General features: G+C 39.7%; 12 protein-coding genes and 1 pseudogene. All 13 read left to right on the forward strand.

All coding sequences use genetic code 11. From position 1 onward, the window contains the following. Positions 1-333: 333 nt before the first annotated feature. Positions 334-1,455 carry a molecular chaperone DnaJ gene (gene dnaJ, locus ABJL82_RS15830; RefSeq protein WP_347275676.1) on the forward strand — a complete coding sequence of 374 codons (1,122 nt, stop codon included), beginning with the start codon at positions 334-336 and terminating at the stop codon, positions 1,453-1,455. 30 nt (positions 1,456-1,485) lie between these two features. Next, positions 1,486-2,295 (forward strand): cobalamin biosynthesis protein, encoded by an 810-nt coding sequence (locus tag ABJL82_RS15835; protein ID WP_347275677.1) that lies wholly within the window; start codon positions 1,486-1,488, stop codon positions 2,293-2,295. Continuing rightward, the gene (gene cobJ, locus ABJL82_RS15840; protein WP_347275678.1) at positions 2,289-3,005 is read left to right on the forward strand and encodes a precorrin-3B C(17)-methyltransferase; all 717 of its coding nucleotides are present in this window, start codon (positions 2,289-2,291) and stop codon (positions 3,003-3,005) included. The genes ABJL82_RS15835 and cobJ overlap by 7 nt, the downstream gene beginning before the upstream one ends. A gap of 155 nt (positions 3,006-3,160) precedes the next feature. Next, positions 3,161-4,201 carry a 4Fe-4S dicluster domain-containing protein gene (locus ABJL82_RS15845; RefSeq protein ID WP_347275679.1) on the forward strand — a complete coding sequence of 347 codons (1,041 nt, stop codon included), beginning with the start codon at positions 3,161-3,163 and terminating at the stop codon, positions 4,199-4,201. Beyond that, a complete protein-coding gene (locus tag ABJL82_RS15850) occupies positions 4,198-5,025 on the forward strand; it encodes an FAD/NAD(P)-binding protein (protein WP_347275680.1) in 828 nt (275 codons plus the stop codon). The genes ABJL82_RS15845 and ABJL82_RS15850 overlap by 4 nt, the downstream gene beginning before the upstream one ends. Next, a complete protein-coding gene (locus ABJL82_RS15855; RefSeq protein WP_347275681.1) occupies positions 5,022-5,762 on the forward strand; it encodes an NADH:ubiquinone oxidoreductase in 741 nt (246 codons plus the stop codon). Before ABJL82_RS15850 ends, ABJL82_RS15855 begins: the two co-directional genes overlap by 4 nt. Positions 5,763-5,781: 19 nt before the next feature. Next, entirely contained in the window at positions 5,782-7,071 is a 1,290-nt protein-coding gene (locus tag ABJL82_RS15860; RefSeq protein WP_347275682.1) for a Ni/Fe hydrogenase subunit alpha, read from the forward strand. 62 nt (positions 7,072-7,133) lie between these two features. Next, on the forward strand, positions 7,134-7,565 hold the full coding sequence (locus tag ABJL82_RS15865; RefSeq protein WP_347275684.1) for a tyrosine-type recombinase/integrase: 432 nt from the start codon (positions 7,134-7,136) through the stop codon (positions 7,563-7,565). Positions 7,566-7,678: 113 nt separating this feature from the next. Next, a pseudogene (locus tag ABJL82_RS15870) lies at positions 7,679-7,795 on the forward strand (tyrosine-type recombinase/integrase); the annotation flags it as partial. A 192-nt stretch (positions 7,796-7,987) separates the two neighbouring features. Beyond that, entirely contained in the window at positions 7,988-8,551 is a 564-nt protein-coding gene (locus tag ABJL82_RS15875; protein ID WP_347275685.1) for a hypothetical protein, read from the forward strand. A gap of 61 nt (positions 8,552-8,612) precedes the next feature. Next, positions 8,613-9,110 (forward strand): isochorismatase family protein, encoded by a 498-nt coding sequence (locus ABJL82_RS15880; RefSeq protein ID WP_347275686.1) that lies wholly within the window; start codon positions 8,613-8,615, stop codon positions 9,108-9,110. Between the two features lie 178 nt (positions 9,111-9,288). Further along, a complete protein-coding gene (locus tag ABJL82_RS15885; protein ID WP_347275687.1) occupies positions 9,289-11,316 on the forward strand; it encodes a methyl-accepting chemotaxis protein in 2,028 nt (675 codons plus the stop codon). A gap of 463 nt (positions 11,317-11,779) precedes the next feature. Further along, a complete protein-coding gene (bfr, locus tag ABJL82_RS15890; protein ID WP_347275688.1) occupies positions 11,780-12,256 on the forward strand; it encodes a bacterioferritin in 477 nt (158 codons plus the stop codon). The last annotated feature ends 317 nt before the right edge of the window (positions 12,257-12,573 follow it).

Consider the following 12,573-nt stretch of genomic DNA (forward strand, 5'->3'; position numbering starts at 1 on the left):
GATATCTTGTAAAATAAGAGAGGTTATTAACAGCGTTTCTTATAGTTGCGGTAAGTAGTAAGAAGTAGAACAAGCGAAGAGCCGGGAAAAAGTGGCAAAACCACTTCCCGGCTCTTTGTGTTTCCAGTGGATTTGCATGTTTAGAGGCGTTTTTCGTAGTTTTTATTATTTGTAATCTTTTATGAATTATGATACTTTCTTGAGCAATATTTTGTTGTAAGCTTTACGTAGGAGGCTATTCATATAAATAAAGAATCGAGTCAAGAAACAGGTAAGAGTTCGGCGGGTTTTTGCCATGGATAAACCAAACAAATTTATCATTAGATTGTAATTATGTCAGAAAAAAAAGACTATTATGATTTATTAGGTGTTGCGAAAAATGCTTCTAAGGAAGATATAAAATCTGCATACCGAAGATTGGCAAAAAAATTTCACCCGGATCTTAATAAAGATAATCCAAAATTAGCAGAAGAAAAATTTAAAGAAATATCTGAAGCGTATGAGGTGCTTGTTGACGATAACAAACGTGCAAGGTACGATCAGTATGGCCATGCCGGAGTCGAATCTGATTTTGGGAAAGAGGGTTTTTCATGGCAGAATTTTAGCCATATAAATGATTTGGAAGATATATTCGGTCACGATATATTTTCTGATTTTTTTGGACGTGGAAGTATTTTCAGCGATTTTTTTGGCGCCAGGACAAGTGGATATGGAAGGCCGGAAAGAAAGATACGAAGCGTACAAGTGGAAATTAGCTTAGAGCAGGCATATAGAGGGATAAGTACTGAAGTAGCTATTCCACATATGGAAAAATGCGGTGACTGTAATGGGTCTGGAGCGGAAAAAGGTACAAGCTCAAAATTATGTAATAGATGTGATGGACGCGGAGAAGTGAAACTGGAACAATTACAAGGATTTGGCAGAATAATTAAGATTGGTGCGTGTCCTGTATGTAATGGGCGTGGAAAAATTATAGAAAAATTCTGCCAGAGTTGTCATGGCATTGGTGAAATTCAAAAACTGGACAAAATAAAAATAAAAATACCTCCGGGTGTTGATAATGGCACGACGTTAAGAATAACACCGGACAAAAGCGGTGGACGTTTGAAAGAAGGTATATATGTTTATATTTCAATACAGCCGCACCCTTTTTTTCACAGACAGGCGAATGATGTGTATATTGAAAAAGAAATTTCGTTAATTGATGCAACATTAGGTTCTAAAATAGAAGTGCCTACTTTGGATGGAAATGCTATAATGAAAATACCGCAGGGTACTCAAACTGATACATTATTTCGGTTGCGTAACAGTGGTATGCCATATTTAAGAGGACAAGGATACGGCGATCAGTATGTCAGAGTGATCGTTAAAACACCTAAAAATATAACAAAAAGACAAAGGGATCTTCTTGAAGAGTTCGAAAAGATCGAGAAAGAGAAAAGTACTAAATCGTAGTAACAGAATTTATTATGAGCTAAGTGTTTCTTGAATATTGCGATTATAACAATAACTGAAAAAGGGGTTGAGACGTCAAAAAGGATTGTTTCGTATATGGATACCGCCCCTTCAGTGTATATCTTTAACTCCGGCGATAAAAATGAGATAGTTAATGCCGGAGATAATTTGAAGGATGCAGTGTACTTTAATGAACCGCTTCACCAATTAGTCGGGAAATTATTCAATGATTATGACGGGATAATATTTGTAATGGCTACGGGGATAGTGGTTCGTGTGATTGCTCCCTGTATTAAAAACAAATATACAGATCCTGCGATAGTGGTAGTGGATGATGTGGGACGTCATATAATCAGTTTGCTTTCAGGGCATGAAGGTGGCGCAAATCTGCTGGCGTATAAAATTGCCGGTATATTACATTCAAATGCTGTTATTACGACCGGCACGGAAGCGCACAAAGATATTATTGTTGGAATTGGATGTAAAAAAGGGATTACTTCGCATGAAATAAAAAAGGCAATTGAAGACGCTCTTAATAAAATTTCCCTGAGAATAGAAAACGTTAGATTAATTTCTACGGTTGAAATTAAAGCAAAAGAACCGGGATTATTACAAGCTTCTGATGAACTTAGGATACCGCTGAACGTTGTGTCTTTACCTGAAATTGGCACTTGTATAAAGGAATACAGTAAGTCAGCTTTTGTAAGAGAAAAGATAGGCGTCTGGGGGGTCTGTGAACCATCTGCACTTTTAGCAGGGAGGAAAACACAATTAATTTTAAAGAAACAGAAATATCCGGGAATAACAATAGCCATTGCCAGGGAAAACTTTATGTGGTAGGTATAGGCCCAGGCTCTAAAGAAGACATGAGTGTGAGGGCATTGGAGGCGGTAAAAAAATCTGATATTATTATAGGTTACCGTCTTTATGTTGATTTGGTACGTGATATTACCTGCGGAAAAGAAATTATTTCTTCGGCGATGCGCAAGGAAGTTGAACGCGTAGAATTGGCTATTCGGGAAGCGCTGAAAGGGAAAATAGTATCGCTCATTAGTAGCGGAGATTCTGGTGTTTATGGTATGGCTGGCCTTGTTATGGAAATGTTGTACAAAGAAAATATTTGCTTGCCGCTGGAAATTATTCCTGGCATTCCCGCTGCCAACGCTGCCGCGGCTCTTCTTGGCGCGCCACTTATGCATGATTATGCGGTAATAAGTCTCAGTGATTTATTAACTCCATGGGAAACAATCGAAAAACGTGTGAAAAGCGCGGCAGAGGCTGATTTTGTAATGGTTATTTATAATCCTAAAAGTTCTCAAAGGAATTGGCAGCTTAAAAAGACGGTCGAAATTATTTTGAAATACAAAAACGCTGCGACACCGGTAGGGGTAGTGAAAAATGCGAAAAGAGAAGGAGAGTCTATAGTCATTACCACGCTGGGCAAAATGGACCAAAATTCAATTGATATGATGACAATCGTGATCATTGGAAATGCCTCTTCGTTTACATTTCAGAATTACATGGTTACTAAAAGAGGGTATAATTTATAACAAAGTAACACTTTAGTTTTTTGAAAAAGATTTGCCACTCATATATAGTACGGTGTGTGTGGTAAAAGATTTGCTCCCTTATAACACACCTCCCGGCCCCTCTTTTTAGAGGGGAGATAAGAAGTCCGTGAATACTTTGGGTAAATATGCCGCACATGATTAGTGTATTGATTAAAAAAAAAGACATAGATATTTTTTTAAAGAAGCTAAAAGAAGAATATACGGTTTACGGTGTTAAGCAAAAAGAAACAGGGTTTTATATTTTTGATGAAATAGAGACATTTTCCGACCCACTTGATAATTATATACCCACATTGCTTCCTCCCAAAAAATACCTTTTTCCCCAACGAGAAACGCTCTTAAGCTTTTCTACCGCCCCTTATCCTGAAGTAAAGCCAGTAATTGAATCAAAAAAACAGGTAATCTTTGGCGTCCGTCCCTGTGATATCCATGGGATTAAATTGCTTGATAAGGTGTTTACTGCCGATCGAGAAGACAAAAATTATACTCAAAAACGTGCAAATACCATCATCATTGGAATTGATTGCATGAAGCCCTGCTATAAGTATGCTTATTGTGAAAGTGTCGGATGTTTAGACGTAGAAGAAGGATTTGATATTTTATTAACCGACATAGGTGATTGTTTTTATGCCTCCATTGGAACCGCACAAGGGGAAGCTATTATCAGAGAAAATGCTTGTTTTACACATGCAGGAAAATATGAAGAAGAAAAGATCTGCCGTATGAAAGAAGAACGCAAGGGACGATTTGAGAAAAAATTTTTGACAGATGTATCAAATCTGCCCTCATTATTTAAAAATGCAGATAATGACCCTGTCTGGGATGAACTGAATGACAGGTGTTTAGGATGCGGAAGATGTAATATTGTTTGCCCAACCTGTTATTGTTTTGATGTTTTTGATTGTGTGGATTTAACTATGACATCAGGAGAAAGACGCCGCCAGTGGGATGCTTGTACATTAAAAGATTTTTCTGTAGTTGCAACAGGCGAAAATTTCAGACCAACGAGAGGTCAGAGATTACGGCACAGGTTTAACCGAAAGTTTAATTACTTAATGACAAAACACAGCACATCATTTTGCGTTGGTTGTGGGAGATGTTCCAGGTCATGTCCCGTACATATAGATGTTGCAGAAACCGTAAATGCAGTTATAAACAATAATAAGCAAAAATGATCAGCAATAATTCAATCTATCTCCCGGAAATAGCAAAGATTGTGAGTATTAGACGTCTCACAGAGCTGGAAAAATATTTTGAAATACGTTTGGAAAATCAAAGAGAATTTTCTTTTATTCCGGGGCAATTTGTTCAACTATCAGTCTTTGGAGTCGGTGAGGCGCCTATTTCAATATCGTCATCTCCCTTTGACAAAGACAGTATCGGCGTATGTATCAGAAGAGTTGGGGATGTAACTTCAGCAATTCACAGGCTTGAAATTGATTCATACCTGGGGATACGTGGTCCGTTAGGCAATGGTTTTCCAATAGAAGAATTAAAGGGGAAAGACATTTTATTTATTGCGGGAGGGCTTGGATTAGCGCCCTTGCGGTCGATGATTTATTATGTGCTTGAAAAAAGGCATGATTTCGGGAGAGTAATTATTCTCTATGGAACAAAAACCCCTGATGAAGTACTGTTCAGGGATGAGATGGAAACATGGAATAAAACAGAGGGCTTAGAATTGACTGTTACAACAAGTCGGCCTGATAAAAACTGGTCAGGGAAAACGGGCGTCGTTACCAGACTTATTCCGTTTCTCAAACTGGATCCTCAGGATACATATGCATTAGTGGTGGGGCCACCCGTAATGTACAAATATGCTTTACTCGAACTTCAGGAAAAACGGATTCCGGCAACCAATATAATACTGTCACTGGAGAGGCGTATGAAATGCGGCGTTGGAAAGTGTGGCCATTGTCAGGTCAACGGTGTATATGTATGTCTCGATGGTCCTAAATTTAGCTATCAGACGTTAAAATTTCTTCCGGAAGCGCTATGAACAAAAAAAGAGTTGCCTTTTTTTCATTTACCTGTTGCGAGGGGTGTCAGTTAACCGTTTTGGCATTAGAAGAACAGCTTTTCGACCTTGTTAATCTGGTTGATATTGTAACGTTCAGAGAGGCCATGAGTGAAAAATCTGATGAATATGATTTGGCGTTTGTTGAGGGCAGTATAACCAGAAATTCGGAGATTGAGCAGGTTAAAAAGATACGTGATACGGCGAAGATTGTTGTTGCTTTAGGGGCTTGTGCAACGATCGGCGGCATTAATTGTTTAAAAAACCATTATGAAATGGATGCCGTGAAAAAAATTGTTTACGGGAATATGGCGAATAATTTCGATACCATACCGGCACGGCCAATTGAAGCAGTCATAAAGATTGATTATACCATACACGGATGCCCTATAGACAAGGATGAATTTGTAGAAGTGGTAAAGGCGATTCTTCAGGAAAGAAAGCCCCGTATACCAGGCTATCCTGTGTGTGTGGAATGCCAGATGAAGGAAAACGTGTGTCTCTTTGAAAAAGGCATGATTTGTTTGGGACCTGTAACAAGAGCGGGTTGCAAGGCGATATGTCCTACATACAATGATGGATGTGTGGGATGCCGCGGGCTGATAGACGATCCAAATATGTCTTCACATAAGAATTTATTAACAGAACACGGATTAACCATCGATGAGGCTATTGCAGAATATATGTTATTTGGAAGTTACAATAAGGATAAGCAATAATATTCAAAGGGAACATTGAATGCATGATTTACATGTAAATATTGAACATATAACCCGTGTCGAAGGACATGGAAATATTGTGATAGACGTTAAGAACGGGCAGGTGAAAGAATTGAGGCTTGATATAGTTGAGTCTCCAAGGTTCTTCGAAGCGATGGTGAGAGGCAGGACGTATAAAGAGGCCGCTCATATTACATCACGAATTTGTGGAATTTGTGCCGTTACCCATACAACAACGTCAATAAAGGCTATAGAGTCAGCACTCGGTTTTACACCATCGCAACAAACAATAAAATTGCGAAAACTACTCCTTAACGCTGAATTTATTCAAAGCCATGTCCTTCATACCTATTTTCTGACTGTGCCTGATTTTTTTGGTGTGAAGAGTATATTTGGCATGATAAAAGACAACAAGGAAAGCATCGTAAGGGGAATGCGGCTTAAGGCCCTTGCGAATGATTTGTGTGCTTTGGTTGGTGGTAGGCATGTACATCCTATTACATTGAATATAGGCGGTTTCTCAAAAATTCCTGAGAAAAGGGATTTTGAGCGGTTTAAAAAAAGGATAGAGGATTCGAGGGGAGATATTGATGAAACGGTAAAATTCTTTAAGCATCTGAGAACCCCTGAATTTGAAAGAGAAACAGAATATATCTCGCTTACCCATCCGGATGAATACGCTTTGTATGATGGCAATATCAAATCGAGCGATAATGGAGAAGTGAAACCTTCGGAATATCTCAAAAGGGCAAAGGAATTTATTGTAAATCACTCCACCGCAAAACATGCAAAATCGTTCCGGGATTCATATATGGTAGGAGCTTTGGCAAGATTCAATAACAACTATGAACGTCTCCATCCAAAAGCAAAAGAGGCGGCGGAAGAAATGGGCTTAAAACACCCCTGTTACAATCCATATATGAATAATGTTGCTCAGGTTGTTGAAACAGTTCATTGTTTTGAGGATAGTATTGGATTGATAGATGAATTGCTTTCGGACAATTTGAAGGAAGAAACCGTGGCATTGACCCCCAAAGCAGCGAACGGTGTTGGCGCTACTGAGGCTCCCCGTGGGACATTGTACCACGAACATACATTAGACGATAATGGCAGGATTACCTATGGAAATTTTGTAATTCCAACGGCACAAAACCTTGCAAATATAGAAAATGATTTAAAGTTATTGATTCCTCAAATAGTAAATAAACCGAGGGATGAGATAATCCTTGATGTAGAAATGCTTGTGCGTGCATATGACCCGTGTATATCGTGTGCGACACATCTGATGAAATTTGAATTTGTAAAATGAGGAAATACAATAAAAGTAATATTTTAGTTTTTTGAAAAAAAAGGGGCGAAGTATTTACCAGTATGGGTATTAAGGTCATACGTGCCCGCAAACCAACACGCCTGCCAGTGGTTATGACTCGCGATGAAGCGAAAGCTGTTCTTGCAAACTTGACGGGCGATAAGTGGCTCATGGCCTCGCTTATGTACGGCTCGGGGTTACGTTTGATGGAGTGCCTTGAGCTGTGCGTACAGAACATTAATTTTCCTCGCAACGAAATCCATGTCCTCAACGCCAAAGTAGCGAAAGACCGGATAACGATGCTTCCTGAATTGCTTAAGAAACCACTTCAGGATCATTTGCTAAAGGTCAGAACTGTCCATGAGAGAGACCTTGCCGAAGGCTGTGGACGGGTGCAGATGCCCGATGCTTTGGATCGCAAGTATCCCAACGCGCCAGCCGATTGGCGCTGGCAATGGCTCTTTCCGCAGGAGAACAGATGGAAAAACACGTAATAGTTCACCCCTTCTGGGTTGTTCCAGTATTTGAAAAGGACACACCCCTCTCAAGAAGGGAATACAAAAAGTCCCCTCTTGGGAGAGGATTAAGGGGTGGGTGAACTGTTACTGATATTCGCACCATCCAGGAACTTCTTGGCCACAAAGACGCCAGCACAACGATGATCTACACCCATGTCTTGAACAAAGGTGGTCACGGCGTCCAAAGTCCAGTCGATAGGTTATAGGTTGGTTTATACAGACTGTATAAACCGGAATGAACAAAAGCAAAAAAATACACAAAAGCTTTATAAAAAATAAGTTACAATGCGTGATAAGAAGACACGGCAACTTCTTATATATACTGAAACAGTCTGTATTTGCTGTTTTATACAGACTGTATAATCATTGTTATATGATAAATAAAAGTAGGTAGTAAAGTGAGTAATAAAAAGAATAAGTGGGATGTTATCTCTTCGATATCAGGAGCCATCGCTGCATTAGCAGCTCTAACGACGATTTATTTTGCTTTTTCAGCATTAAATGAAGAAAAGCATTTTAAAAGACCATACTTTGAATGTGAAGCACCAGGTATAAAAAAGCTTGATAATAGCCCGTCTTTTCGTATACAAATAACTATGAAAAATAGTGGTATTCACGCTGCAAAAGATTTAATAGGAAAAATACTTATAATAGAACAGTCTCTCAATGAGAAATCTAATTTTTCTTTTGACTTTTCGATTTCTAATGATATTCCCCCTGATTCTCCTACTCCTTGGTATAATGATAGTGTTCTTTTACCCAATAATATTAATGCACAATATATTATTCTTATTCTAAATTATAAAGATGCCATTTTTAATAATATTTACAGTCAATATTTTTATATGAAATGGAATGGAGTAAAGAATGGCATAACAGATCCCAATTTTGTTCATACATCAATTGAAGAAAAAAATAAATTAATTGAATATCTGAAAATATTCAATTTGAACAAGCTATAAGTAGTTGTATTCTCTTTAAAATCGTATAACAAAAAAATCAACCTGACTGGAACAGAGATGTTTGAAACCGAAGGTGCGAAGTTCCGCAGAACGTTTCATTAAATACCAACGTCCTGTGCGCCGCACGTTCCAGCAGGTTATTTTTGACGTTAGGTTGCGCTGTCCATTGGAAGCAAAAAAGGAGGAAAACACTTATGAAAGAGCGCTATTAGTTGTCGATGTGCAGAATGAATATTTTTCTGGCCTGCTACCCATCACCCATCCCCAAGGGCGCTTGACCAATATTCTGCGGGTCATGGATGCTGCAGCAGCACGGAACATCTCTCTCGTGGTGGTTCTGCACACCTTTCCGCAACCCGACAAGCCATTCTTCCAGCGCGGCACACCGCAGTGGGAACTGCATTCAGAAGTGCAGGGGCGCCTGCATGACCTCTTGATTGATAAGAATCTGCCGGGAAGTTTTACTGGTCAAATAGCACAAAAGATAAAGATATCAACGGCGCCGGAATCGGGCTTGCACTTACACGCAGACTGGTTGAATTACATGGATGAAGGATAGGTGTAGAGAGCAAGGTTGACAATGGGAGCATATTTTGGTTTACATTACCTGAAAATGAATGCATATTGCATGAATACAACAAACATCTGCCTGCAAAAAAACTGACATAATCCTTTAAAAGTAAATTGTTACGAGCATCTTGCGTATGAATCGAATCCGTAAGAAAGGAGCATTTATAATGCTGTTTTTAAATTCTCTGAAGGTTGGGAAAAAACTGTTGGTATTGACACTATTTTATATTGTTGTTATCGCAGGAATAATAACGTTCACCGTGATAACGATACAGAAGCAAAAAGCTGACGCAAATATAATTAATCTGGCCGGTGCGCAGAGGATGCTTATACAAAAAATGTCAAAAGAGGCCAATCAGGTTATCCAGGGCGACAAAGCTGCTATTCATCTGTTGCGTGAAACAAGCGAAACATTTGAAAAAACGCTGAGAGGATTAATCGATGGAGACCCTTCGCTTAATTTGCCAAAAGCCGAAACTCCTGAAATCATCCGTGCGTTGCAAATGGTGTCAGAAAAGTGGGAGCTGTTTTACAGGAATATTAAAAACATCGTAGAAAATTCACCGTCATTAATTGAAAGTAAGGAGTACGTATTTAAAAATAATGTTAAATTATTTAACGCGGCGCATGAGCTGATAATTACCATGGGCAAAGAGGGGTCTTCTCACGAAGCAATCGCTGCCGCGGGGAGCTTGAGGGCTATTTCCCAGAGAATGGCAAAAGCGGTCATGGCTTCTTCAATGGCTGGGAATAGCAGGGATGAGATCATGGGGGAGCTGAAAGATTCCGTCGCCTTGTATCCAGGCATTTTAGACGGGTTATTAAACGGGTCTGCCGAATTGAACCTGCGGGCGGAAACGTCGGAAAAGGTGAGAACAAAACTATTGGCACTAAAGGATGATTCAGCGCACCTTTTGCAATGCATAAAGCGGATTTTGGAATTGTCCCCAAACATCAACAAAAGCAATGATTACATCAGCACCGATAATCCGGTCATATTGAACGTAATGAACGAAGCCGTTATGACTATGGCGGCGCGTTCCGGATCGAAAGTGCGAAACATGATACGCACTGAGATCATTATTTTCCCGATAATATTAGTGGTAGGGATGTTTGTTTCTTTTGCTGTTTCCAGGCAGATTACAATGCCTTTACGCAAAACGGTTGATATCTTAGACAAGCTGGCTCATGGCGATTTGACGCAAAAAGAGGTGGAAATCAAATCAAGCGATGAGGTAGGGGAGATGAACATGTCTATTAATACGGCGCTGAAAAATTTAAGGAGCGCACTTGCGCAGGTAAAAACGTCAGCCGGTCAGGTTGCCACTGCTGCCAGCCAGATTTCTTCCGCAAGCCAGGAGCTTGCAGAATCATCCAATTCGCAGGCGTCAACATTAGAAGAAATATCCGCAACCATAGAGGAGATGAGTTCAATGACCAGCGCCAGTGCTGATAATGCCCAGCAGGCAAATGCCCTTGCACGAAAGACAAGAGAAGCGGCGGAGAATGGAAACCGGATGATGAGCGGCCTTGTGAGTTCAATGGAAGATTTGGTGGAAAGCAGCGCTCACACATCAAAGATAATAAAGGTGATAGACGATATTGCGTTTCAGACAAATCTGCTTGCATTGAACGCCGCGGTAGAGGCGGCGCGCGCCGGTGAATATGGCAAAGGCTTTGCCGTGGTGGCTGAAGAAGTGCGCAATTTAGCTCAAAGGAGCGCCAGCGCCGCAAGAGAAACATCAGCGCTTATAGAAAACACCGTTAAGCAGGTAGAAAAAGGGCGTGATATGTCAAACCAGACGGCGCAGGCGTTTTTGCAGATAACAGATGAAAGCAAGAATACGGCGGACATCGTTAGCGAAATAACCACTGCATCGCAGGAACAGGCGCAGGGGCTTTCCAATATTAATACCGCAATGACAGACCTCGATAAAAGCACTCAAAAAATAGCATCTAATTCAGAGGAAAGCGCAAGCGCAAGCCAGGAGTTGAGCGAACAGGCAAGAGGGCTGAACCAAATGCTTAATAAGTTCAAAATCGCTGAAAACGAAATGGAGCATGAACCTCTGCACAAACCAAGGATGATAAAAACGGAGAAAAAACCGATGCTGCCTCATTCATCAACCAAAAAGAAAGAACAGCATCCCGAAGAAATTATTTCGATGGGAGAAGACGGATTCGAAGATTTTTAAACCAGGTGGGCCTTTGGCAGTGACTGTATTATGTTGTTGCTATTAATGTAAAGACGCATTGCATGCGTCTGGAAACTGCTACGCGTAAAGAAAAATGTTGACACAAGAGCACTTACTGACACACCAGAGAGACGCATGCAATGCGTCTCTACAAAAATATTGAAATTCCTAAACGTTAAATTATACCTGCGGTGACTTCAACACACATATTCTTTCCATGTTCCGGTAGCGACAGGTTTTAAACTGTTCACTACAAGAACCAAGCGTTTTATGCGGTCTAATACCCCCTCTAAATAGATTTATTATTTGACTAAAACTATTGCGATAAAAAGTATTTAATTCCCTATGCAAAAAACATCAATTCAATGTTATAATACTTTTATAAGTTTTACGGAGTGGTGATACTATCGCCATTTCCCCTTTTTTACATAAGTATTATTTTATTACATAAAGGAGGTGTTTTATGGAAGGAAATCCAAAGGTTATTGTGGTTTTGAACGAGTTGTTAATGGCTGAAATTACTGCGATTAACCAATATTTTGTACATGCCAAGATGTGTGAAAACTGGGGATATAAACGTCTGTATGAATTTAATGAAAATAATTCAATGGAAGAGATGAAGCATGCGGAAAAACTCATTGAACGTTTGTTGTATTTAGAAGGCATACCGAAAATGGACCTTGATAAAATTAATGTTGGAAAGACCGTTAAGGAACAACTGGAGAATGATTACGCTTTGGAAAAAATTGCAATTCAGAGACTCCAAAAATCAATCACCTTGTGCGCTGAGGTTGGAGACGCCGGTTCCAGGGAGTTGCTTGAACATATTTTGACCGATGAAGAAAAACACGCAAATGATTTGGAGGAACACTTGCAGCAAATTAAGGATATGGGGATTGAAAATTATTTGTCAGTTCAGGTAATAAAAAAAGATGAGTAGGGTAAAGAAATAGCGGAAGATGCGCTCGTTTAGAAAACGCTCGTTACCAGGCAGGAGTTCCGGAACGAGCGTTTTCGCTTTTCCAAAAGACTAAAGTGTCACAAAATAGATGCTTTTCACTTCTCTTTGAATGGGAGTATTCCCGATTTTATAATTACTTGCACAATGTAACACAAGCATCTTGCCCCTGGCGGGTTCAGGTTTGCAACCCAATGTCATTAAGTTAAGAAAAGCATCACAAAAAAACGATATATCATCTTGATTAACAATAAGTTAGGTGGTATAATCAATGCCGAGTTAAACGTAATTTACCAGCA

The sequence above is a fragment of the Candidatus Kuenenia sp. genome (assembly GCF_039794105.1).
Taxonomy (GTDB): Bacteria; Planctomycetota; Brocadiia; order Brocadiales; family Brocadiaceae; genus Kuenenia.